The sequence below is a fragment of the Pseudomonas morbosilactucae genome (assembly GCF_023241665.1).
Lineage (GTDB): Bacteria > Pseudomonadota > Gammaproteobacteria > Pseudomonadales > Pseudomonadaceae > Aquipseudomonas > Aquipseudomonas morbosilactucae.
Genome location: NZ_JALQCX010000030.1, coordinates 1 through 21,451 on the forward strand (window position 1 = coordinate 1; position 21,451 = coordinate 21,451).

Sequence of the window (21,451 nt, forward strand, 5' to 3'; positions counted from 1 at the left end):
CCGTTGACCTCGTTGAGGATCACTGTGGCCGAACGGCCGCCCAGGTTAGGGTTGCCGAGGATGATCCCGCCGAGCTGGGTTTCCTGGGTGCGGCTCGTGGCGTTGTTGAGGATCACCCCCAGCGGGCCAACGTTGTAGTCGCTGAACTTGTTGTGGGACAGGCCGCCGCCATTGGGCTTGGCGATGTTGACAATGGGCACGCCATTGCCCGCCTGGCCGAGACGGGTGCCGCTGCCGTTGACCACGATGCCGTCGGCCATCACCCACAGCGGCTGCCAGAACATCAGGTTGGCCAGCATGAACGCCAGTCCGCGCTTCGGCAGGCCCCCAAAGGAATGCCGGGATTGCAGGGCAGCAGAAGGCTGGTGAGCCAGGAAGGCAAACTGACGAACGTCCATGTTGTGTATCTCAAGTGGAAATCGGGATTAGAGGAGCAGGTCCAAACGGAAATAAACCGGGGCTTCTTGTTCACTCAGGGCTCGGGGCCGCTCCAGTGAATGGGCAAAGGTCACGCTGACCGCCAAGTTCGCTCCACGGGCAAACATCTCGAGGGAGTCGCTGGAAACCCGGCCATGCTGCTCGGCGTTGTAGCGGTCATGGCGAATCGCGCCAACGTCATAGCCCAGACCAGTGCCGTACTGATTGAACAGCGGCCGTAGCCAGCCCCAGGTCACCGGGCGGCTCCAGCGCAAGTCGTTACGCCAGTAGTAGCCGCTGTCGCCATTGAGGCTCTGGTCCTTGTAGCCACGGATCGAGGACTGGCTGCCCAGGCTCATGCGCTGGGGGCTGAACAGCACATCCTCGCTGCGCTGGCCGGTGACCAGGCTGCTGAACACCAGGGACTCTTCCCACAGCTTGAATGGCTGCAGGTAGCTGGCGGTGGCGGTGTACTTGCGGTGGCGGGCATTGGCTTGGCGATTGCCGAAGCGGTCGCGCTGGTTCTCGCGCTGGGCATCGAAAGCGCCGATGCCGTCCTGCATCCCCAGGTCGAGGTTGAGGAAGGCACTGCCGATGCGTCGGCCGTGGTTGATGCCGAACTGCGCTTCGCTGAGGCGGTTGCTGCTGTTGCTCAGCTTGCTGTCTTCGATGTAGTTGTGGGTGCGCAGGTAGCTCAGGCCAGTATTGAGGGAGGTCTTGCTCAAGGCATCGCGGTGGATCACCCGCTCCAGGCGCAGTTGGTGGTTCTGGCTGTCGCCGGTCCGCTTGAAGGTAAAGCCCTGGGCCTGGGCCAGGGAGAGGTATTCACTCTGGCTGTAGCTGTAGCTGAGGTTCCACCAGCCAAACGGCAGGTTGTAATAGAGCATGGCGTTGCGCGAGGTTTTCTGGTGGTCGCTGAGGGCGTCGTGGCCACCGCGCAGCACCAACTGGTCAGCCAGGCCCAAGGGGCTGTCCCATTCGAAAGCGCTACCCCACTGCTGTTCGCCGGTGCTTTTCTGCCCCTCGTTGCTGCGAGACAAGCCCACACGCCAGGGCTTTTGCGGGGTATTTTTGACTAGCACTTCACTGCCGCCCACGGCCTTCCCCGGGGCCAATTCCATCTGTGCCTGGTTCGACGGCAAGCGGTTGAGCTGGTCGACCATCTGCTCGATCTGTCGCAGGTTGAGCCACTGCCCGGCACTGCCGGGGAACGCCATGTTCAGTTCGCGGGCAGTAAGCTTGCTGTCCACAGCCGCCCTCAGGCCTTCGAGCTTGCCTTCCACCACCCGCACTTGCAGATGGCCGCTAGAGAGATCCTGCTGCGGCAGGTAGGCACGGCTGGTGACCAGGCCCTTTTCGATGTAACGGTGCGTGATGACCTTGAGCAGCTCGTTAAGCTGGGCCACCCCCAGGCACTGACCGATGTAGGGCCTGAGCAAGCGATCACTCTCGGCGGCGGACAAGGCGTCGGCGCCGTTGAGCCGGATGCTTTTGATCGGGAAGCAGCGGCTGTCGGATGGGGCTGTTGGCGCCACGGGGGCGACGCTCTTGCCGGGCAGGTCCTTGAGTTCTTCAAGGCGGCGTTGCTGCTCTTCCAACAGTCGGATCTGACGATCGCGGATCAGGTCCTGGTCGCCAGGGTTGAAAGCCGGTGCGGGCAAGGGGGCGGCAAACACCACGGACAGTGGGCTGGCCAACAGCAGGCAAGACAAGGCAAAGCACAACCTCATCCTGAGGGTGGAAAGCAACATAGTCGGTCCTTCGAAAGAGTGCCGGAATGGAGACCAGACAAGCGATGCAGATGGACCAAACTCTGAGCGTCGGGTCAGCACAAGACTCCCCGACAAACTGCGCTACCCCAGACTGTTGACCCTTCAGCGGCTGTCGATACTAGGTTCGCCCGAGCCGCCAACACATAAGGCACTTCTGAATTTCCAGAAAAAACGCTCGATAGCGTCCGGGGCTGCACGACTCCGTTCGCGACATCCAACTGAACTTTCCCCCGCTCTCCCTCCTCAACCTCGTAACAGCCCGATCCGCCTCATGAGTCCTCGCCATGAAAACGTTCAGCCCCCTGATCCTCGCCAGCACCTTACTGTTTGCCCTGCCCGCCTGGGCCTGCACGCCCGAAGAGGCCACCGCCAAGCGCGAGCAACTGGCCCAGGTGGTGAGCAATCTGACTGAGCAGAACCCGACCAAGGCCAAGGAGATCAACGACGAGTTGCAGAAAATGGACTTGAGCACCGCCAGCAAGGACCTGCCGGACAAGTGCCAACTGATCGACCAGCGTCTTAAGGAATTGAAAAGCGCCGAGAAAAAAGCCGATAGCTGAATGCAAAAAACCCGGAACAGGTCCGGGTTCTTCGTGGATTGCGCTAGCGGCTTAGTCGGCGGCCGGTGCTTCCGGCTTGCGGCGCTTGAGCGGCGCCATGCCGTCTTTGCTGACCAGGGCCGGTACTTCGGCTTTTGGCCGGTTAGCGGTTTTACGCTTGGTCGGCCCCTTGGCTGCAGTCTTTTTCTTGTCGCCCTTGGCGTCGGTCTTTTTCTTCTTCACGCCAACGGCCTTGCCCGACGCCTTGACCTTCTTCGGTCCGCCGTAGGTGCCTTTGACTTCCTTGATGGTACGGCGCTCGAAGCTTTGCTTCAGGTAGCGCTCGATGCTCGACATCAGGTTCCAGTCGCCGTGGCAGATCAGCGAGATGGCCAGACCATCGTTGCCGGCACGGCCGGTGCGACCGATGCGGTGCACGTATTCATCGCCGCTGCGTGGCATGTCGAAGTTGATCACCAGGTCCAGGCCGTCGACGTCCAAGCCGCGAGCCGCGACGTCGGTGGCGACGAGGATTTTCACCCCACCCTGCTTCAGACGGTCGATGGCCAGTTTGCGGTCTTTCTGGTCCTTCTCACCGTGCAAGACAAACGCCTTGTACTCCTGCGCCACCAGGCGACCATAAATGCGGTCGGCCATGGCCCGGGTGTTGGTGAAGACGATGGCCTTCTGGTAGGTCTCGTTGGCCAACAGCCAATTGACGATCTGCTCTTTGTGCTGGTTGTGGTCGGCCGTGATGATTTGCTGGCGCGTGGTGCTGTTCAGCTGGCTGACCGCGTTGAGTTGCAAGTGCTCGGGGTTATTGAGGACCTTGGCGATCATCTCGCGCAACCCCGAACCGCCGGTGGTGGCAGAGAACAGCATGGTTTGCTGGCGGTTGGTGCACTCATCCACCAGGCGCTGCACGTCTTCGGCAAAGCCCATGTCGAGCATGCGGTCGGCTTCGTCGAGCACCAGCACTTCGACTTCCTTGAGGTCGAGGTTGCCGGCGTTGAGTTGCTCGATCATCCGGCCCGGGGTGCCGATCAGAATATCCGGCACCTTGCGCAGCATGGCAGCCTGGACCTTGAAGTCTTCACCGCCAGTGATCAGGCCGGACTTGATGAACGTGAACTGGGAGAAGCGCTCCACTTCCTTCAGGGTCTGCTGAGCCAGTTCGCGGGTCGGCAGCAAGATCAGGGTCTTGATGCTGACGCGGACCTTGGCCGGGCCGATCAGGCGATTGAGAATCGGCAGGACAAAGGCGGCGGTCTTGCCGCTGCCTGTCTGTGCCGTCACCCGCAGGTCACGCCCTTGAAGCGCGAGCGGGATAGCCGCTGCTTGCACAGGCGTAGGCTCGACAAATTTAAGCTCGGCCACGGCTTTGAGCAGGCGTTCGTGCAGGGCGAATTGGGAAAACACGGGTGCTACCTCGAAGATATGCAAAAAAACAGCTGCATAGGGTAACGGTTTCGAGCGCCAAGGCCGAGTTTCTTTATACAAACGGCAGCAAAGATTGGCTTTTTTGTTAGCCGATCTGTCCACAAGCGTAACTTTGACCGGCTTAAATGCTCTAATCGTTCCCTTTCCGCCTCACAGAAGAATCGTTTTAGCCCATGGATTTCAAACAGCTCTGGCTCAACGCCCAAGACCTTTGGGGTGCCCTCGACCAGCACCCGCTCCTGCATTCAGGCCTGGCCCTGCTGCTTCTGTTGGTGGTGGCCCTGGTGCTGGGCCGGGTAGCGCGCTACATCACCTTGCACACGGTCAAGCTCCTCGGTCGCCAGCCGGCGCTGCACTGGCTCAATGATCTGCGCCAGAACAAGGTGTTCCATCGCCTGGCCCAGATGACCCCGTCCCTGGTGATCCAGTTCGGCCTGCACCTGGTGCCGGAGCTGAGCAAGACCAGCCAGGTGTTCCTCGGCAACGTGGCCCTGGCCTTCACCATCCTGTTCCAGGTCCTGGCCCTGAGCGCCCTGCTCAACGCCTTGCTGGACATCTACGCGCGCACCGAACACGCCCGTACCCGCTCGATCAAAGGCTATGTGCAACTCGCGAAGATGGTGCTGTTCGTGTTTGGCGCGATCATCATCGTCGCCACCCTGATCGACCGCTCGCCGCTGTTGCTGCTGTCAGGCCTGGGCGCCATGTCGGCGGTGATCCTGTTGGTCTACAAGGACACCCTGCTGTCCTTCGTCGCCAGCGTGCAACTGACCAGCAACGACATGCTGCGGGTCGGCGACTGGATCGAAATGCCGCAAGTGGGCGCCGACGGCGACGTGGTGGACATCACCTTGCACACGGTCAAGGTGCAGAACTTCGACAAGACCATCGTCTCCATCCCCACCTGGCGCCTGATGTCCGAGTCGTTCAAGAACTGGCGCGGCATGCAGCAGTCCGGCGGCCGACGGATCAAACGCAGCCTGTTTATCGACGCCAGCGGCGTGCGCTTCCTGAATGACGAAGAAGAAGCCCGCCTGAGCAAGGTGCACTTGCTGACCGACTACATCAGCCGCAAACAGGCCGAGCTGAAAAGCTGGAACGAGGCCCAGGGCAATGTCGCGGCCATGTCGGCCAACCGGCGGCGCATGACCAATATCGGCACCTTCCGCGCCTATGCCTTGGCGTACCTGAAGAGCCACGCGGAGATCCAGCCGAACATGACCTGCATGGTGCGGCAGATGCAGACCACGGCCCAGGGCATCCCCCTGGAGATCTATTGCTTCACCCGCACCACCGTCTGGGCCGATTACGAGCGGATCCAGGGGGATATCTTCGACTACCTGCTGGCGGTGATGCCGGAGTTCGGCCTGAGCCTGTACCAACAACCCAGCGGCACCGACCTGCGCGCCGGGCTGCTGCCCGCCGTGCTGGGCGCCAGCCATATTCCCCCGATCGAAAAACAAGCCCTGTAGGAGCTGGCTTGCCAGCGATGGCGTCATCCGATTCGGTGCAAGGCTTTCGGCCCCCATCGCCGGCAAGCCGGCTCCTACAAGATGGCGTCATCAGGTCCGGCGAATGGCTGGCGGTTCCTGCGTGCCGCGCCGGCTGATCCACACCGCACCCAGGATCACCAGCCCGCCCAGGAACAGCCGCCCCAGGTCTTCATGCTGGTTCCAGATCAACAGGTTGATCAGCAGCCCCACCGGTACATGCAGGTTGTTCATCACCGCTAGGGTGGCGCCGGTCACTAGGCACGCGCCCTTGTTCCACCAGTACATACCCAACGCCGTGGACACCAGCCCGAGAAACAGCAGCACGGCCCATTGCAGCGGCGCGTCCGGCAGAAAGTTGGCCTTGCCGAATAGCAGGAACGCCGGCAATACCACCAACAAAGCTCCCAGGTAGAAGTAGCCGAAACGCCGGTAATGGGGCAGGTCACTCGGGTAGCGGGCCACCAGGTGCTTGTACATCACCTGCCCCGCGGCGTAAGTGAAGTTGGCCAGTTGCAGCAGCAAGAAGCCCATGAAGAAGTCCGGGTTGATGCTGTCGTAGCGAATCACCATCGCTCCCGCCACCGCCACCAGTGCCGCCACGAGCCCCCAGGGGTTGAAGCGCCGGTTCAGGGCGTCTTCGATCAGGGTCACGTGCAGCGGCGTGAGGATGGTGAACAGCAGCACTTCCGGAACCGTCAGCACCCGGAAGCTCAGGTACAGGCAGACGTAGGTCACGCCGAACTGCAAGGCACCGATCAATAACAGCCTGCGCATAAACGCCGGTTCAACCCGGCGCCAGCGGGTCAGGGGAATGAACACCAGCCCCGCCAGCAGTACCCGCACCAGCACGGCGAAGTAACTGTCGACATGACCGGCCAGGTACTCGCCGATCAAACTGAAGGAAAACGCCTGGATCAGCGTGACAAAAAGTAGATAGCCCATGCTCGCCTCGTCTTGAATGGCGGCGACGATAGCGGTTTTGCCGGCTGGGGTGAAATGCCAGGCAAAAAAAAGCCCGATCTCGCTAAGGCGTTCAATCGGGCGGGAGCACTCAGGAGCAAACAGTGCAAAGGGAGGTTCGATGCGCGAACCAGCTTGAAGGGGTTACGCGGGAGTCACTTAAACATGGGGCGATTATCTGACGATTAACGCCTCAGGCGACCGAGGCCAGCTTGGCGTTGGCCTGGTTCAAGCCCTTTTCCTGGAAGTCGCCCCCCAGGTTCATGCCTTCGGCGTGGATGAACTGCACGTCGTGGATGCCGACAAAGCCCATGACCTGGCGCAGGTAGGGTTCCTGGTGATCGGCGCTGCTGCCGGCGTAGATACCGCCGCGGGCGGTCAGCACATAGGCACGTTTGCCGGTGAGCAGGCCTTGAGGGCCGGTTTCGGTGTACTTGAAGGTCACCCCGGCACGCAACACATGGTCGAGCCAGGCCTTGAGGGTGCTGGGGATGGCGAAGTTGTACATAGGCGCGGCCAGCACCAGTACATCGGCGGCCAGCAACTCATCGGTCAATTCGTTGGAACGCTGCAACGACGCCTGCTCGCTGTCGTTACGCTGCTCGGCGGGCTTCATCCAGCCACCCAGCAAGTCGGCATCCAGGTGCGGCACCGGCTGCGCCGCCAGGTCACGCACGGTGATCTGATCCGCCGGGTGCGCGGCTTGCCACTGCTGGATAAAGGTCTGGGTCAGTTGACGGGAAACGGAACCTTGCTGGCGGGCACTGCTTTCAATGATCAGGACGCGGGACATGGGGTGGAGCCTCCATCGGTGGATGCCTAAGTCGATGGGGCGCAGATTAAACAGAGTGATATCGATGAAAAAGCGCAAATAACTGCTACAACCAATCAATAAATTCGTTTATAAGCGGAGCATGCCCAGCCAGGCTGCCCCACTTCGATTATTTGGGAGTGCAAGTCAGGGTCAGGCGCAGCTTGAGAATGCTGCGGTTGAATTTAGCCGTGACGTTTTTGCTCTGCCCGGCAGGGACTTCCACTTTGCGCGTACGCGGCGCCTCGGGCCCATTGCGAAACACCACGCTGCACAGCGCATCGGTCTTGCCGAAGTTGTTGATCTGCATGGAGCCGATATCGGCGTCGGTGTCGAAGGCGGTGTAGTCGATGCTCAAGCCGTTGAGCTGTTTCTCGACATCAATCGGATAGGCCATCGCGCTCAAGGGCAGCAGGGCCAATACGGCACAACAGAATTTTCTCATTCGGCAGTCTCCAATAAGGAGCGCCAGCTTAGGACAAGAGGAGCCCCTCATGAAAGCGCCCCGCGTGACCCTCGATCAATGGCGCACCCTGCAAGCCGTGGTCGACCACGGTGGCTTCGCCCAAGCGGCAGAAGCGCTGCACCGCTCACAATCCTCGGTGAGCTACACCGTGGCCCGCATGCAAGATCAGCTGGGCGTGCCCCTGCTGCGTATCGACGGGCGCAAGGCCGTGCTTACCGAAGCCGGCGGGGTGCTGCTGCGGCGCTCCCGACAACTGGTGAAACAGGCCAGCCAACTGGAAGACTTGGCCCACCACATGGAGCAAGGCTGGGAGGCCGAAGTGCGCCTGGTGGTGGATGCGGCCTACCCCAATGCGCGCCTGGTACGCGCCCTGACCGCCTTCATGCCGCAAAGCCGTGGCTGCCGCGTGCGCCTGCGCGAAGAGGTGCTGTCGGGCGTTGAAGAGGTGCTGATGGAAGGCGTGGCCGACCTGGCCATCAGCGGTTTCAGCATTCCCGGCTACCTGGGCACGGAGATGAGCGCCGTTGAGTTTGTCGCTGTGGCCCACCCGGAGCATGCCCTGCATCGCCTGAACCGTGAGCTGAACTTCCAGGATCTGGAAAGCCAGTTGCAAGTGGTGATTCGCGACTCCGGCCGCCAGCAGCCACGGGACGTCGGCTGGCTCGGCGCCGAACAGCGCTGGACCGTGGGCAGCCTGGCCACCGCCTCGACCTTCGTCAGCAGCGGCCTGGGCTTTGCCTGGCTGCCGCGCCACCTGATCGAACGGGAACTGCGCGAAGGCGTGCTCAAGGTGCTACCCATGGATCAGGGCGGCAGCCGCCACCCGACCTTCTACCTTTACTCCAACAAGGACAAACCCTTGGGCCCGGCCACGCAGATTCTTGTCGAACTGTTGCGCACCTTCGACACCGCGCCCCTGGATGCGCCTTTCGCCGCCCCCGCGCAGGCCTGATCCCCCGACCGAACAGGAGTTCCGCCATGGCCTATTTCGAACATGAAGGTTGCACCCTGCACTATGAGGAATATGGCCAAGGCACGCCGTTGCTGCTGGTCCACGGCCTGGGCTCCAGCACCCTGGACTGGGAAAAACAGATCGCCGACCTCGCGCCCCACTACCGGCTGATCGTGCCGGACGTGCGCGGCCACGGGCGCTCCGACAAACCTCGGGAGCGCTACAGCATCCCGGGGTTCAGCGCCGACATGGTGGCCTTGATCGAACACCTGAACCTGGGGCCTGTGCATTTTGTCGGGTTGTCCATGGGCGGCATGATCGGGTTCCAACTGGCGGTGGATCAGCCCCACTTGCTCAAGAGCCTGTGCATCGTCAACAGCGCGCCCGAGGTCAAGGTGCGCAACGCCAAGGACGTTGGCCAGTGGTTCAAGCGCTGGAGCCTGGCCCGGCTGCTGAGCCTGAGCACCCTAGGCAAGGCCCTGGGCAACAACCTGTTTCCCAAACCCGAACAGGCCGAGCTGCGGCAAAAAATGGCCGAACGCTGGGCAAAAAACGACAAACGTGCTTATCTCGCCAGCTTCGACGCCATTGTCGGCTGGGGGGTGCAGGAACGACTGTCACGCGTCACCTGTCCAACCCTGATCGTCAGCGCCGACCGCGACTACACGCCGGTGGCGCTGAAACAGGCTTACGTCAAACAACTGCCCAATGCGCGGCTGGTGGTGATCGAAGACTCGCGTCACGCCACGCCGCTGGACCAGCCGCACCGCTTCAATCAAACCCTGCTCGAATTTTTAACCACAGTCGACACCACTACCCAGGATCACTGACCCATGCTGAAAAAACTCGCCCTCGTCGCCGGCTCCGTACTCTTCGCCGCCAACCTGATGGCCGCCCAACCGGCCAAGGCTCCTCACGTGCTGCTGGAAACCAGCTTCGGCAAGATCGAAATCGAACTGGACCCGGTCAAGGCACCGATCTCCAGCAAGAACTTCCTCGACTACGTCGACAGCGGTTTCTACACCAACACCATCTTCCACCGGGTGATCCCGGGCTTCATGGTCCAGGGCGGTGGTTTCACTGCGCAGATGGTGCAGAAAGAGACCCGCGACCCGATCAAGAACGAAGCCAGCAACGGCCTGCATAACGTGCGCGGCACCCTGTCCATGGCCCGCACCTCAAACCCCAACTCGGCCACCAGTCAGTTCTTTATCAACGTGGCCGACAACGCCTTCCTCGACCCCGGCCGCGATGCCGGTTACGCCGTGTTCGCCAAAGTGGTGAACGGCATGGACGTGGTCGACCAGATCGTCAATTCCCAGACCACCACCAAGCAAGGCATGCAGAACGTGCCGGTGGACCCGGTACTGATCAAGTCGGCCAAGCGCATCGACTAACAGCGTGCCGGGAGTCACGACGGGGGGCTGGCTCAGCGCCCCGTTCGCCCACTGAACAGGAGAGCCCGCCACGCGGGCGTCAGACCCAATGCTCTATCGTCGTTTTGAACAACTGATCAATATTTTCCGCGACGCCCCCACCGCCGCACCGCCCACCCAGGTTCTCCCCTTCTACCTCTATTACATCCGCCAAGTGTGGCCGAGCTTCGTTGCCCTGCTGGTGGTCGGCCTGTTCGTCGCGCTGATCGAAGTGTCGCTGTTAAGCTACCTGAGCACCCTGATCGACCTGGCCCAGGGCACGCCCAGCACCGACATCTTCAAGACCCACGGCCTCGAACTGGCCTGGATGGCCGTGGTCGCCCTGCTGTTCCGCCCCTTGTTCGTCGGCCTGCACGACCTGCTGGTGCACCAGACCATCAGCCCCGGCATGACCAGCCTGATTCGCTGGCAAAACCACAGCTACGTGCTCAAGCAGAGCCTGAATTTCTTCCAGAACGACTTCGCCGGGCGCATCGCCCAACGCATCATGCAGACCGGCAATTCCCTGCGCGACTCCGCGGTGCAGGCAGTGGACGCCCTGTGGCACGTATTGATCTACGCCCTCAGCGCCCTGGTGCTGTTCGCCGAAGCCGACTGGCGCCTGATGATCCCGCTGCTGATCTGGATCGTCGGCTACGTCGCCGCGCTCTGGTACTTCGTACCCCGGGTCAAGGAACGCTCGGTGGTCTCGTCCGATGCCAACTCCAAGCTGGTGGGGCGGATCGTCGACGGCTACACCAACATCACCACCCTGAAGCTCTTCGCCCACACCCACTTCGAGCAGAACTACGCCCGCGAGGCAATCGCCGAACAGACCGAGAAAAACCAGCTGGCCGGTCGCGTGATCACCAGCATGGACGTGGTCATCACCAGCATGAACGGCCTGCTGATCGTCGGCACCACGGGCCTGGCCCTGTGGCTCTGGAGCCAATCGCTGATTTCCGTGGGGGCCATCGCCCTGGCCACCGGCCTGGTGATCCGTATCGTCAACATGTCCGGTTGGATCATGTGGGTGGTCAACGGCATCTTCGAAAACATCGGCATGGTCCAGGACGGCCTGCAGACCATCGCCCAGCCCCTGAGCGTCACTGACCGCGAACAGGCTCCGCGCCTGGCCGTGAGCCAGGGCGAGGTGCGTTTCGAACAGGTGGACTTCCACTACGGGAAACGCTCCGGGGTCATCAGCGGCCTCAACCTGACCATCAAGCCCGGGGAAAAGATCGGCCTGATCGGTCCTTCCGGCGCGGGCAAGTCGACCCTGGTCAACCTGCTGCTGCGCCTCTATGACCTGCAGGGCGGGAAGATCCTGATCGACGGGCAGAACATCGCCGAAGTGACCCAGGAAAGCCTGCGCGAACGCATCGGCATGATCACCCAGGACACTTCGCTGCTGCACCGTTCGATCCGCGACAACCTGCTCTACGGCCGTCCGGACGCCACCGACGAGGAACTCTGGGAAGCGGTGCGCAAGGCCCGGGCCGACGAGTTCATCCCGCTGCTTTCCGACGCCCAGGGCCGTAGCGGTTTCGACGCCCATGTCGGCGAACGCGGGGTCAAGCTGTCCGGCGGCCAGCGTCAGCGCATTGCGATTGCCCGGGTGCTGCTCAAGGACGCGCCGATCCTGATCATGGACGAAGCCACCTCAGCGCTGGACTCGGAAGTGGAAGCCGCCATTCAGGAGAGCCTGGAAACCCTGATGCAGGGCAAGACGGTGATCGCCATTGCGCACCGCCTGTCCACCATCGCCCGCATGGACCGCTTGGTGGTTCTGGAACATGGACGCATCGCCGAAACCGGCAGCCACTCCGAACTGCTGGCCCAGGGCGGCCTGTATGCGCGGCTGTGGCAGCACCAGACCGGCGGGTTTGTCGGCATCGACTGAAGCTATCTGAACGGCACCAGGCTCCGGCGAGAACCACCGCGCCGGGGTCAGGCCTGCCGATAGGGCAGCGCCGTACGCGCCTCTTCGGCGTACGCCAGCACCCCGACGCGCTCCTGTTCGAGGAAGTCCGCCACCGCCGCCTTGAGCCCCGGATGGCGCAGGTAATGCCAGGAATGGGTGATCACCGGCTCAAAGCCGCGAATCAGCTTGTGCTCGCCCTGGGCCCCGGCATCGAAACGTTGCAGCCCCTGGGCGATGGCGTAGTCCATGCCCTGGTAGAAGCAGGTCTCGAAATGCAGGCGGTCGAACTCCGCCAGGCAGCCCCAGTAACGCCCATAAAAACTGCCACCACCCACCAGGCTGAAAGCCATGGCCACCGGGCGCCCGCCCTGTTTGGCCAGGACCACCCGAATCGCCTCGGGCATGCGCTCGGCCAGCAGGCTGAAAAACGCTCGGGTCAGGTACGGTGCCTGACGTCGCACCGCGTAGGTGTTGGCGTAGCAGGCATAGACAAAATCCCACTGCGCCTGGCTCAGCTCATGGCCGTGCAGCCACTCGAAATCGATCCCCTGCCCCGCCACCTGTTCGCGCTCCTTGCGCATCTGCTTGCGCTTGCGCGAACTCAGCACATCGAGGAAATCCTGAAAGTCCCGGTAGCCCCGGTTCTGCCAATGAAACTGACAGCCAAAACGCTGCAGCCAGCCCGCCTCTGGCTGTTGCGCCAGGGCGAGGTCGGTGAAGGGGTCGGTGAAGTTGATATGGGCACTGGAAAGCCCTTCGATCTCCAGGTAGCCCGGCAGGCTTTTCAGCAACTCGACGCCGTCCGCCTGGGTCGCCGCCAACAGGCGCGGCCCACTGACCGGGCTGAATGGCACCGCCGTCAGCAGCTTGGGGTAATAGTCGATGCCGGCCCGGGCACAGGCATCGGCCCAGCCATGATCGAAGACGTACTCGCCATAGGAATGCCATTTGCGATAACTGGGCAAGGCCGCCAACAGACGACCGTCTTCCACATGCAGCAGATGCTCGGCTTGCCAACCGGACTGCGGGCCCAGGCTGCCGCTGTCTTCCAGGGCACTGAGAAAGGCATGCCGCAAAAACGGCTGCCCATCCGTCACCAGCGCGTCCCATTGCAACGGGTCGACGGCAGACAGACTGTTCAAGGATTGAAGCGGCATCGCGTTCCCCGGTATGCATGGCCCACAAACCCGGGGGAGTATCGCCCATCGCCGAAAGCCCTGAAATAGAAACCGCACCTTTGCATCCACGGTCTTGGTTGCAGGCAAAAAAAAGCCCCGCCGAAGCGGGGCTGAAACGAGAGGAGCTATAACGGATGAGAAAGAGCTCTGGATCGGTGTTGCGCTGTTTTAGAACACGTACTGGGCACGCAGGACGAAACCGTCGCCGCTGTCATCGCCAGTACGGCGTGCCGGAGTAGCACCTGCGGCTGCAGTGGCGTTGGTCACGTTGTCGGTCTTGGCCTTGATGTAAGTAGCGGAGATTTTCACCGCTTCGTTGGCGTACCAGTTCACACCCAGGTTGTGCACCTTGACTTCGGCATCGCCGACATCGCGGGTCAGGCTGGCGGTGGTCACGTTATCGTCTTCGACGGTCAGGCTGTCGTAGCGATAGAACAGTTCCCAGGCGCCGATGGCTTTGTTGGACGGCTTGATGGCGTCGAACTTGCCGACTTTATAACCGCGAGCCTCGCCGGTCAGGGTGTAGGCGCCCTGAACATAGAAACCATGACCCTTGATGTCTTCAAAGGCGCTGTCGTCAGCCTTGGTCTTGCGGGTGATGTATTCACCCTGGATCGAGGCCGGGCCCATGGCGAAGGCGGCTTCCAAGCCCATTGCGGTGTCGCGGTCATAAGAACCGGCTGGCGAAGGTGATGCGCCGCCCAGCACCGGACGGTTGCCGTTGGTGCCGGCATCGTTGCCGCCCAGGGTATCGACGCCGCGCATGCCCATACGGGTGCGATAGCGAGAGTCGAACGCTGTATCGGAGACATCGCGGCTGGCGATGTTGATACCAAAGTGCAGCACGTTGCCGGCGTCGTGCATCGGCGCGAATACGAAGCGACCGTTGGCCTGCTTGATGCTGTTGCCGTCGGTGTCGTCGGTGTCTTTGCTGAACACACCGGCGGAGGCGTAGAACGAATCCGCGAAGGTGCTGGAGGCTTGCAGGCCCAGGCCGTTCTGATGGCTGTTGGCCCAGTCGATCATGTCGTAGGAGATGTTACGTTCTGGCGCCGTCACCCACTTGGAGCTGGTGGCTTTTTCCAGGCCGAAGTCCGGGTCAAGCGACCGACCTTGATCGACACCGGCTTGAAGCCGTTGTAGGCCAGGGACGCTTCGTCGAAGTAGCCGTTGTCGGCGTCGCCGGTGTTGTGGGAGAAGTCGTAGTTGATGGTGTACGCCCAGTCGGTGTAGAGCACACCGGACAATTCCAGGAAGGCGCGACGGAAATAGGCCGCATCAGCGGTGTCGCCGTTGCGGGTGTAGACACCGTCGAACTGGCTGTAGTCGGCTTGCAGGCGGCCACCGAGTTTGAAGCTGAACTCTTTGTCCGTGGTGGCGACCTCAAGGCCGCCCTTGGTTTTGACAACGATATCGGCGCCATCGGTGGTGACGGTGCCAGCGAAAGCCTGGGCGGTCACTGCCAGGGCCAGGGCGCTGGCGGCAAAACCGGCGAAGTGCTTACGGATCATCGAAGAATTCCCCTAATTGGTGGTCTGTAGCGTTGGAAAACACGCGGTTCAGGCCCGCTTGTGTTGGGAGGGAATCTTGGCGATGGGTTATGTCAGCGCGGTTGCTGATAGATAAAGATTTTATGACACGGGAACTTTTTTACTTCGAAAAGAAATAAGGCAAAAGGCCCGTACTAGAGGGGTTGCGCGGGGGATATCCGGGGATATTCTGACGGCAGCGTTGTTGATGGCTGGCCGGGCGGCCATCGATCTCGAGGCTATTGGCAGTCGTCGTGACGCTGAGCAGCCAGGCGTGCGGCCAACTCGTCGAGACCGGCCAAGGGCGGCTCGGGCAACACCCGCAAGGTGGCTTGCAGCACACGCATCTGGCGAATGAAGCGCCGGCAGTCGGGGCAGAGCAGCACGTGGTAACGCACCCTCAAGCGTTGGCGAAGGCTCAATTGGCCATCGAGGTAATCACTGGAGCACGCCACGTATTCCTGACAGGTCAGCATTGGCCGGTTTCCTCAAAGTGCTCCACGGTGGCAAAGACCTTCAACCGTGCGCGGTGCAACAGCACACGCACATTGGAGAGCGAAAGCTGCAGAAGATTACAGATCTCTTGCAACTCCAGCCCCTGGCGCTCACGCAGCAGCAAGACACTGCTTTGCAGATCCGACAGGCTCAACAGGGTACGTTCCAGGCACTCACGCAGCTCGCGCTCGGTGAGCAAGGCCTCGGGGTTGTCGTCATGCCAGGCCAGGGGCGCCACCCGCCAATGCCCGTCCGGGGAGAATCGCTCGTCACCGAGGGTACCGTGGGGCGCCGGCACATCGTCCAGCAGGACGTCCCGGCGTTGCTGTTTGTAGCGACTTTTCGCCGCGTTGGCGGTGATGGTCAGCAACCAGGTCTTGAGGCTTGAACGGCCCTCGAACTTCCCCAGATTGCGCACTACCGACAGCCAGGCATCCTGCACCACTTCATCGGCATGAGGCTGGCCGACGATGGCATAGGCCACCGCACGCATCGCCCCCTGGTAGGTGCTGACCAACTCTTTGTAAGCCTGCTGCTCACCCGCCAACAGGCGAGCGAGCAGCGGCGTATCGTCCGCTGCAGCCATCAATGCCTCGTCGCCACCTGTGGGTGTCGGCTGGCCGGCGATAAGGCCAGCCCCCTCGTCTCAGCGCTTGCGCAGCAGCACGCTACCGATGGAGTACCCGGCACCAAAGGAACTGAGCACCGCCAGCGAACCGCTTGGCAGGTCGTCCTGGTAGCTGTGGAAGGCAATCACCGAACCCGCCGAACTGGTGTTGGCGTAGCGATCGAGAATCACCGGGGCCTCTTCCACCGAGGCTTCGCGGCCCAGGAGTTTCTTGACGATCAGGTGGTTCATGCTGAGGTTGGCCTGGTGCAGCCAGAAGCGCTTCACGTCGGCAACGTTCAGTTGGTTTTCTTGCAAGTGGGTACCCACCAGCTCCGCCACCATCGGGCAGACGTCACGGAACACTTTGCGGCCTTCCTGGACGAAGAGTTTGTCCGGGGCGCCGATACCCTCTTCCGCCGCGCGGTTGAGGAAACCGAAGTTGTTGCGGATGTTGTTGGAGAACTTGGTCAGCAGCTTGGTGCTGACGATATCGAACTGGTAGGCCGAGGTGGCCAGGTCCGCGCGTTCGATGATCACGGCGGTGGCGGCGTCGCCGAAGATGAAGTGGCTGTCGCGGTCACGGAAATTCAAATGACCGGTGCAGACTTCCGGGTTGACCATCAGGATCGCCCGGGCCTGGCCCAACTGCACGCTGTTGCAGGCGGCCTGGATGCCGAAGGTGGCCGAGGAACAGGCCACGTTCATGTCGAAGCCAAAACCCTGGATGCCCAGGGCTTCCTGGACTTCGATAGCGATGGCCGGGTAGGCGCGCTGCAGGTTGGAACAGGCAACGATCACCCCGTCGATGTCGGCGGCGGTCTTGCCGGCGCGCTGCAGGGCCTGCTCGGCAGCACCAACGGCCATCTGGCAAAGCACCGACCATTCATCATTGGAGCGCTCGGGCAGGCGCGGCGCCATGCGCTGCGGGTCGAGGATGCCCTCTTTGTCCATGACAAAGCGGCTTTTGATGCCGGAGGCTTTTTCGATAAAGGCGGCGCTGGACTCGGTCAGCGCCTGGACCTCGCCACGCTCGATGGCGGCGGCATTGTCGGCGTTGAATTGATGCACATAGGCATTGAAAGACTGCACCAGCTCTTCGTTGGAGATGCTGTTGGCCGGGGTGAAAAGGCCTGTGCCGCTGATGACGACGTTATGCACGGTCGTTCCTCTATTTCTGTTCAGGCAGAAGGTATTGGCACCGACGTACCAAACCGTAAAGGGTCCACCCCGCAACAGACGGGACAGAGCCTGGCATCGCTTTATTCCGGTCCGCCTGGGCGGGCACGGTATTTATGACGGCGGAGTTTGCCATAACCACTGGCATTTCGCCGCAATGGCGAGATTAACGGAACGGTTGCGCACGCCATCGCTGGCGAGCCCGCCCCTACAGGAGCCGAGCTGGGCAGTAAAATTTTGAAGGGAGCACCACAAGCCATGTAGGAGCCGGCTTGCCGGCGATGGCGATCTCGCGTACGCCATCGCTGGCACGCCAGCGCCTACACGGCATGGCGCGGTCAGGGTTCGACCTGGCTCCATTGCTTGCTCAGGCGTTTATCGGAGATCGGGACTTTGGTACCCAGTTGCTGGGCAAACAACGACACCCGGTATTCCTCCAGCCACCAGCGGTACAACTCCAACTGCGGGTCGCGCTTGCCTTCCTGAGCGTGCTTGCTGGCACGGGCCTGGTACTGGCTCCAGAGCCCGACCAGTTCACCGCTCCAGACCCGGTCCTTCTGCACCTGGCTGCCGAGCTTCTCGAAACGCAGCTCAATGGCCTTGAGGTAACGCGGCAGCTCCTTGAGCCACTGGGCCGGGGTTTCCCGGACAAATCCCGGGTACACCAAGTGGCTCAGTTGCGCCTTGATGTCGTTGAGGGCCACGGCCTGGGCCAGGTCGATCTTGCCCTTGAAGCGCTTTTGCAGGCCGTGCCACAGCTTGAGAATCTCCAGGGTCAGCCTGGCCAGGCGTTCGGCATGTTCGGTCCAGCCGCCGCGCTTGCGCTCGGCCAGGGAAGCCAGCCCGGCGCCATCCCGAGGCAAGGTGGCTTCGCCTTCCAGCACACAGCTGTCGAGGCTGGCCAGCAGTATGTCTTCCACCAGGGCTTCGACACGCCCTAGCTCGCGGTGCAGCAGGCCCAACTCGGTCAGCCCCGGCAGCTTGCCGCGCAGGAACTTGGCCGGCTCGGCCAACTGCTGCAACAGCAGGCGCTGCAAGGCCCGGCGATGTTGGAACTCGGCTTCGGCGGCAGTGGAGAAACGCCCTTCCTTGACCGTACCGCCCTCTTCCACCAGCGCCGGGTACACCGTCATCGACAGCCCAGCGATCTTTTGCTGAGTCTTCTCGGCCACCGCCGCAAACACCTTGGGCTCCACCGGCTGTTGGCTCTTCGCCGTTTGCGGCACGGCCAAGGCCGCCTGGCTGGCCTCGGCAAAACGCGCGGTCAGCTCGGCCAGCTCCCGGCCTTCACCGAGGAACTTGCCCTGGCCGTCGACGATTTCCAGGTTCATCCGCAGGTGGCTTTCCACCTGTTGCGCGGCCTCGGCCCAGGCTTCGTCGCTGACCCGGGCGCCGGTCATGCGCAGCAGCTCCCGACCCAGGGCCTGAGGCAGCGAACCTTCGGCAAAGTCCATGCGTTGCAGGGCGGCCTTGACGAAGTCCGGCACCGGCACGAAGTTCTTGCGCAAGGCCTTGGGCAGGTTGCGCACCAGGGCAATGCACTTGGCCTCGATCACCCCCGGCACCAGCCATTCCAGGCGCTCGGCGGGCAAGGCCGGCAACAGCGGCGCCGGCACCCGCAGGGTCACGCCATCCCGGGGATGGTTGGGCTCGAAGTGATAACTCAGGGCCAGTTCCAGGTCGCCGATGTGCAGGGTGTCCGGGTATTGCAGCGCAGTGACTTCACTGGCTTCGCGGGCCAGTACGTCTTCCTCGCGCATGATCAGCAACTGCGGGTCTTTCTGGCTGTTGACCCGGTACCAGCTGTCGAAGGTGGCGGTCTGGTGAATCTCCGCCGGCAGCCGCGCGTCATAAAAGGCGAACAGGGTTTCTTCGTCCGCCAGGATGTCCCGACGCCGGGCCTTGGCTTCCAGGGCGTCGAGCTGCTCCAGCAACTGGGTGTTGGCACTCAGGCACTTGGCCTTGGACTGGATCTCCCCACGCACCAGCGCCTCGCGGATAAACAGCTCGCGGGAGACCACCGGGTCCACCGGGCCGTAATGCACCGGCCGACGGCCCACCACGATCAGGCCGAACAGGGTGATCTGCTCGTAGGCCACCACTTGCCCGCGCTTCTTCTCCCAATGGGGTTCGAAGTGGTTCTTCTTGATCAGGTGCCCGGCCAGGGGCTCGATCCAGTCCGGCTCGATCTTGGCCACCATGCGCGCATACAGCTTGGTGGTTTCCACCAGCTCGGCGGTCATCAGCCATTGCGGACGCTTCTTGCCCAGGCCCGATGACGGGTGAATCCAGAAGCGTCGCTGACGGGCACCGAGGTAGTCGCCGTCTTCGGTTTTCTGGCCGATCTGGCTGAGCAGGCCCACCAGCACCGCTTTGTGCAGTTTCGGGTAATCCGCCGGCTCTTTATTGACGCTCAGTTGCAGGTCGCGGCAGATCAGGCTGAGTTGGCGATGGGAATCGCGCCACTCGCGCAACCGCAGGTAGTTGAGGAAATTCTTGCGGCACCAGTTGCGCAGCGGGCTGGCGGTCAGGGCCTGGCGCTGCTCTTCAAAACCACGCCACAGATTGACCAGCCCGGCGAAGTCCGAGTCCACGTCTTTCCATTGGGCATGTGCCTGGTCGGCGGCCTGCTGACGCTCCGGCGGGCGCTCGCGCGGGTCCTGGATCGACATGGCGCTGGCGACGATCAACACTTCCTGCAGGCTGCCCAGGCGCGCGGCTTCCAGCAGCATGCGGCCCATGCGCGGATCCACCGGCAGCCGCGCCAGTTGCCGCCCCAGTGGGGTCAGCTGGCTGTTGCGGTCCACCGCCGAGAGTTCTTGCAGGAGGTTGAAACCGTCGCTGATGGCCTTGCCATCCGGCGGTTCGATAAACGGGAAATCGGTGATTTCACCCAGGCGCAGATGGAGCATCTGCAGGATCACCGCCGCCAGGTTGGTACGCAGGATCTCGGGGTCGGTGAATTCCGGACGGCCGAGGAAATCTTCCTCGCTGTACAGACGAATGCAGATCCCCGGCTCGACCCGGCCGCAACGGCCTTTACGCTGGTTGGCACTGGCCTGGGAAACGGCTTCGATGGGCAGGCGCTGGACCTTGGCCCGGTAGCTGTAGCGACTGATGCGCGCGGTGCCGCTGTCAATCACGTAACGAATGCCCGGCACGGTCAGTGAGGTTTCCGCGACGTTGGTCGCCAGCACCACGCGCCGGCCCGGGTGGGACTGGAAAATCCGCTGCTGCTCGGCCGGCGACAGGCGCGCATACAGCGGCAGGATTTCGGTGTGTTTGAGCTGGGCCTTGCGCAGCATCTCGGCGGCGTCGCGAATCTCCCGCTCGCCGGGCAGGAACACCAGCACATCGCCCGGGCTGCGACGCTCGCTGCGCTCATGGGCGGCGATTTCATCCAAGCTGGCAAGGATCGCCTGGTCCACGGTCAGATCGTCCTCGACGCGGTTGCCCTCCTCGTCCTGTTCCAGGGTCAGGGGGCGATACCACGTGTCCACCGGGAAGGTACGCCCGGACACCTCGACAATCGGCGCATCGTTGAAGTGCTTGGAGAAGCGCTCCAGGTCGATGGTCGCCGAGGTGATGATGACTTTGAGGTCCGGACGACGCGGCAGCAAGGTCTTGAGGTAGCCCAACAGGAAGTCGATGTTCAGGCTGCGCTCGTGGGCCTCGTCGACGATGATCGTGTCGTAGCGTTCCAGGTAGCGGTCGTTCTGGGTTTCCGCCAGCAGGATGCCGTCGGTCATCAACTTGATCAGGGTATTGGAATCGCTCTGGTCCTCGAAGCGCACCTGGTAGCCCACCAGTGCCCCCGGTGGGGTGGCCAGTTCTTCGGCGACCCGGCTGGCCACGCTGCGCGCCGCAATCCGCCGCGGCTGGGTATGGCCGATCAGGCCGTGCTGACCGCGACCGATTTCCAGGCAGATTTTCGGTAACTGAGTGGTTTTACCCGAGCCGGTTTCACCGGCAATGATCAGCACCTGGTGCTTGAGCAGCGCCGCCTTGATTTCGTCGCGCTTGGCGGCGATGGGCAGGCTGTCGTCATAACGAATCAGCGGCACGCTGGCCCGCCGCGCCGTGACCTGGGCACAGGACGCCTGCATGCGCTCGACCCACTGGGCGAGCTTGGCCTCATCGGGCTTCTTGCGCAGCTCAAGCAACTGCCGCCGCAACCGATGACGGTCGGCGAGCATGGCTTGGTCGAGGTTTTTCAGCAGTTGGTCGGTAGTCATAGAGCAGCGGCAGGCTTCAAGCGAAAAGCGGCAAGATTA

Annotated in this window: 17 protein-coding genes and 1 pseudogene; 6 read left to right on the plus strand and 12 right to left on the minus strand. The window is 62.4% G+C overall.

The window, feature by feature from the left end; translation table 11 throughout:
- Window positions 1-398: two-partner secretion domain-containing protein (locus M1B35_RS16510; RefSeq protein ID WP_268262526.1), on the minus strand; the 398-nt coding region annotated here is incomplete at its 3' end.
- A gap of 27 nt (window positions 399-425) precedes the next feature.
- Complete coding sequence (locus M1B35_RS16515; protein WP_268262527.1) at window positions 426-2,168, minus strand: ShlB/FhaC/HecB family hemolysin secretion/activation protein; 1,743 nt, start codon at window positions 2,166-2,168, stop codon at window positions 426-428.
- Window positions 2,169-2,473: 305 nt separating this feature from the next.
- Here M1B35_RS16515 and M1B35_RS16520 point away from each other — a divergent pair, with 305 nt between their 5' ends.
- On the plus strand, window positions 2,474-2,749 hold the full coding sequence (locus tag M1B35_RS16520) for a hypothetical protein (protein WP_123336150.1): 276 nt from the start codon (window positions 2,474-2,476) through the stop codon (window positions 2,747-2,749).
- Window positions 2,750-2,800: 51 nt separating this feature from the next.
- Here the strand turns inward: M1B35_RS16520 and M1B35_RS16525 are convergent, their stop codons facing one another.
- Window positions 2,801-4,147 carry a DEAD/DEAH box helicase gene (locus tag M1B35_RS16525; protein ID WP_268262528.1) on the minus strand — a complete coding sequence of 449 codons (1,347 nt, stop codon included), beginning with the start codon at window positions 4,145-4,147 and terminating at the stop codon, window positions 2,801-2,803.
- A gap of 194 nt (window positions 4,148-4,341) precedes the next feature.
- Between M1B35_RS16525 and M1B35_RS16530 the strand changes: the two genes are divergently transcribed.
- Window positions 4,342-5,640, plus strand: coding sequence for a mechanosensitive ion channel family protein (locus M1B35_RS16530; protein WP_268262529.1), 1,299 nt, complete (start codon window positions 4,342-4,344; stop codon window positions 5,638-5,640).
- Window positions 5,641-5,730: 90 nt separating this feature from the next.
- On the opposite strand, the gene M1B35_RS16535 is transcribed toward M1B35_RS16530, so the two are convergent.
- The 3 genes from M1B35_RS16535 to M1B35_RS16545 form a co-directional block, all read right to left on the minus strand.
- Entirely contained in the window at window positions 5,731-6,603 is an 873-nt protein-coding gene (locus tag M1B35_RS16535) for a carboxylate/amino acid/amine transporter (RefSeq protein ID WP_268262530.1), read from the minus strand.
- A gap of 211 nt (window positions 6,604-6,814) precedes the next feature.
- A complete protein-coding gene (locus M1B35_RS16540) occupies window positions 6,815-7,414 on the minus strand; it encodes an FMN-dependent NADH-azoreductase (protein ID WP_123336158.1) in 600 nt (199 codons plus the stop codon).
- Between the two features lie 148 nt (window positions 7,415-7,562).
- Window positions 7,563-7,877 carry a 3-phosphoglycerate kinase gene (locus M1B35_RS16545; protein ID WP_123336160.1) on the minus strand — a complete coding sequence of 105 codons (315 nt, stop codon included), beginning with the start codon at window positions 7,875-7,877 and terminating at the stop codon, window positions 7,563-7,565.
- Between the two features lie 49 nt (window positions 7,878-7,926).
- Here M1B35_RS16545 and M1B35_RS16550 point away from each other — a divergent pair, with 49 nt between their 5' ends.
- From M1B35_RS16550 to M1B35_RS16565, 4 genes are all read left to right on the plus strand, one after another.
- A complete protein-coding gene (locus M1B35_RS16550) occupies window positions 7,927-8,850 on the plus strand; it encodes a PA3225 family LysR-type transcriptional regulator (RefSeq protein ID WP_123336162.1) in 924 nt (307 codons plus the stop codon).
- Window positions 8,851-8,876: 26 nt separating this feature from the next.
- Entirely contained in the window at window positions 8,877-9,680 is an 804-nt protein-coding gene (locus tag M1B35_RS16555) for an alpha/beta fold hydrolase (RefSeq protein WP_268262531.1), read from the plus strand.
- Between the two features lie 3 nt (window positions 9,681-9,683).
- Complete coding sequence (locus M1B35_RS16560; RefSeq protein ID WP_123336167.1) at window positions 9,684-10,247, plus strand: peptidylprolyl isomerase; 564 nt, start codon at window positions 9,684-9,686, stop codon at window positions 10,245-10,247.
- An 88-nt stretch (window positions 10,248-10,335) separates the two neighbouring features.
- Entirely contained in the window at window positions 10,336-12,168 is a 1,833-nt protein-coding gene (locus tag M1B35_RS16565) for an ABC transporter ATP-binding protein (protein WP_268262532.1), read from the plus strand.
- 47 nt (window positions 12,169-12,215) lie between these two features.
- Here the strand turns inward: M1B35_RS16565 and M1B35_RS16570 are convergent, their stop codons facing one another.
- The 6 genes and pseudogenes from M1B35_RS16570 to hrpA form a co-directional block, all read right to left on the minus strand.
- On the minus strand, window positions 12,216-13,346 hold the full coding sequence (locus tag M1B35_RS16570; protein ID WP_268262533.1) for a GNAT family N-acetyltransferase: 1,131 nt from the start codon (window positions 13,344-13,346) through the stop codon (window positions 12,216-12,218).
- 189 nt (window positions 13,347-13,535) lie between these two features.
- Window positions 13,536-14,878: pseudogene (locus tag M1B35_RS16575) on the minus strand (OprO/OprP family phosphate-selective porin).
- 257 nt (window positions 14,879-15,135) lie between these two features.
- Window positions 15,136-15,372, minus strand: coding sequence for an anti-sigma factor family protein (locus M1B35_RS16580; RefSeq protein WP_123336175.1), 237 nt, complete (start codon window positions 15,370-15,372; stop codon window positions 15,136-15,138).
- Window positions 15,366-15,977, minus strand: a complete 612-nt coding sequence (locus M1B35_RS16585; RefSeq protein WP_268262534.1) for an RNA polymerase sigma factor — start codon at window positions 15,975-15,977, stop codon at window positions 15,366-15,368. Before M1B35_RS16585 ends, M1B35_RS16580 begins: the two co-directional genes overlap by 7 nt.
- A 60-nt stretch (window positions 15,978-16,037) precedes the next feature.
- A complete protein-coding gene (locus M1B35_RS16590) occupies window positions 16,038-17,159 on the minus strand; it encodes a beta-ketoacyl-ACP synthase III (RefSeq protein WP_123336179.1) in 1,122 nt (373 codons plus the stop codon).
- 356 nt (window positions 17,160-17,515) lie between these two features.
- A complete protein-coding gene (hrpA, locus tag M1B35_RS16595; RefSeq protein ID WP_268262535.1) occupies window positions 17,516-21,412 on the minus strand; it encodes an ATP-dependent RNA helicase HrpA in 3,897 nt (1,298 codons plus the stop codon).
- Window positions 21,413-21,451: the final 39 nt, after the last annotated feature.